This is a genomic window from Aquiflexum sp., assembly GCF_977115555.1.
The window spans coordinates 1-1,934 of record NZ_CDSBKL010000582.1 but is presented as its reverse complement, the minus strand read 5'-3'; the positions used below and the strand labels follow the sequence as shown (position 1 = coordinate 1,934).

Annotated in this window: 2 protein-coding genes; one reads left to right on the top strand and one right to left on the bottom strand. The window is 41.0% G+C overall.

Features of this window, described 5'->3' with window-relative positions:
- On the top strand, nucleotides 1-796 hold a 796-nt coding region (locus ACZFYI_RS19795; RefSeq protein WP_462525844.1), incomplete at its 5' end, for a BUD32 family EKC/KEOPS complex subunit.
- Nucleotides 797-825: 29 nt separating this feature from the next.
- On the opposite strand, the gene ACZFYI_RS19790 is transcribed toward ACZFYI_RS19795, so the two are convergent.
- Nucleotides 826-1,764: a sugar phosphate isomerase/epimerase family protein gene (locus tag ACZFYI_RS19790; protein ID WP_462525843.1), complete on the bottom strand. Its 939-nt coding sequence runs from the start codon at nucleotides 1,762-1,764 to the stop codon at nucleotides 826-828.
- Between the last annotated feature and the right edge of the window lie 170 nt (nucleotides 1,765-1,934).

Genomic DNA, 1,934 nt, shown 5'->3' with positions numbered 1-1,934 from the left:
TGATTTTGTAGGAAATAAAAAGATTGCGGAAGGTGAATTAGTTAGCATCAAAAGGGCTTTGGAATCGAAAATGGAAAGAAGTTTCATTTTCGAAATGGCAGACAAAAGATATTTCATAAAAAAATTACGCCCTACCAAATTTCCCATTTCTGCATTTTTGGTCAACCAATTCTTTGAAATATTCAAGGTTGGGTTTTTAAAGGTTTCCTTGAAATACGGTGGGAATTATTCCTTCCAAAATGAAATCAATTTCTTGACCCTTTTTAGTCAGAACCAAATCCCTGTACCAAAACTTGTGCATAAAGATGTTGATTTCTTGGTTCTCGAAGCTCTCGTTGGTAAGTCCGTAGACGATCAAATGTCGGAAAATTCAAAAAAATTTCCCATATGGTCAAAGGTATTGGAGGATATTTTAAATCTTCACCAAAAGGGTTTCTATCTTTCTCAGGGTTTTTCGAGAAATATGATGGTTGCAAATGACAGCATTTTTTTTATCGATTTTGAGGAAAATCCATTGGATTATTTAGACTTGCGTCAAGCGCAGGCAAGGGATTGGATCTTCTTTCTGCTAAGCACTGTTTGGCGCTTTGATCATTTTGAAGCCCTTTTACCTTTATGGCAAAAAACCTTATCTGAAGAAAACAAAGCTGTTTATTATTACATTAAGTTGGTAGCCAAAAAATTCACTTGGCTTCGGTATCTTCCTAGAAGGAGGAATATTTGGGGAAGAGATATTGTCCAATTACAGGCATTGGGAAGTTTCTTTTATCAATGGAATGCTTATTCAGTTAGGTGATTCATTTATATGGTGCAAAAAAATTGTAGTTAGCCCAAGGCTTTTCTTAAATCTCCCAACAGTTCAGGTACTTTGGTCATGGCATCATATGGAACATTCGGATCCGGATCGGGAAGCGTCTCGATGGGCACATAACCCCTATAATTGGATTCCCTGATGATGGAGACTAGTTTGCTCATGTCGATCTTTCCTCCTTTGCGGTCGCTAAGCAATTCCTTCACCTGCCAGTTGACAGCATAAGGAATTACCCGTGCAATGTCAGCATAAGGATCAGGAGTCATGAAAAAACCTGTGTCGACGATTGTCCCAAGCCAATCCGAATCCACCATCTTCAAGATCTTGATGACCTCGTCTGCACTTTTGAGCATGTCTCCATGATTTTGGACTCCGACAATGACACCAAATTGCTTCCCGTAGTCGGCACATTCGGCCAAAGCCTCTGCCATCCAAACAGCCGTTTCGTCCCAGGTATGTTCCTTGGGCTGAACGCCGGCAAAAACTCGCACCACAGGAGCGCCCATCTCGGCAGCTACTTCTATCCATTGTTTGGCCAAAGCCACATCTGCATTTCGTTTGGTTTTGTCTGCTGTCGCAAAATCATTGCGGATGCCTGTTCCGCTGATTCCAAGTCCAAATTGAAAAGCCCTTCGCTTGAATTCATTGATAAACTTTCTTTCAGGCCTGTTTGGGTATCCGGGGAAAAAATAACCTGTCGGATCGACCGCATCAAATTCCAATCGGGCACATTCTTCCAGCATGTCAAAGAGACTCATGCCTCCCGTTTCCCCTTTTTGGTATTTGTAGAGCTGCACATAGTAAGACCATGCATTCAGGCCAACTTTGATTTTAGAGGGTGGGGATTGATTGAAATTCTTGCTTTGTACTCCAAAAACATCCTGAACCTGCATAACTCCCAAGCCCAAACCAAGGGGAAGAGCAGATTTGAGAAAATTGCGGCGGTCAGTCATAGGGAATAGACGGATGTTGTAATAAAAGTGGGAACTTAAATTACTAAAAATATCCGTCAAACCCTTTTTTCCATCAGTTACTTTTCAGCGCTAAATTCTTTTGGTTTTTTGATGCTAAAGACCCTAGAAATAGTGAATCCCAGCCTGATATCCCCTTTGAAGAAATTGCC